Below are 377 nucleotides of genomic sequence, written 5' to 3'. Positions count from 1 at the left end.
GGGCAGGGGTGTCGGTCGCGGCGACATCGACACGGATCTGCTTGCGCAGTTGGCGACGTTCGCGGCGCTCGGCCACTTTTTGCTCTTTTTCCTGACGCGGTTCAGCGCTGGCGACCGCAGTATCAACGGTATCAACCGCCTCGACGATCACCTCGGCACGGGGCTCGCGGGGGGCGCGAGGTTCACGAGCCGGACGCGGGGCACGAGGTTCGCGCTCTTGGCGGGGTTCGCGAGGCTCACGCTCCATGCGCTGCTCGGTGCGCACTTCGCCACGGGGTTCCCGTTCCTGGCGCGGTTCCCGCTCTTGACGAGGCTCACGCTCTTTGCGCGGGCGACGATTGCGATCACTGCTCTCGCGGCTGGCTGCGCCTTCACGC

1 protein-coding gene is annotated in these 377 nt (G+C 68.2%); it reads left to right on the top strand.

Annotation, left to right across the window (positions count from 1 at the left end):
• Positions 1-377: hypothetical protein (locus KH400_RS22270; RefSeq protein ID WP_217228360.1), on the top strand; the 377-nt coding region annotated here is incomplete at both ends.

It is taken from the genome of Desertibacillus haloalkaliphilus, from assembly GCF_019039105.1.
GTDB lineage: Bacteria > Bacillota > Bacilli > Bacillales > KJ1-10-99 > Desertibacillus > Desertibacillus haloalkaliphilus.
Note: the sequence above shows the minus strand (reverse complement) of the source record. Positions and strands in the feature narration are given on the sequence as shown.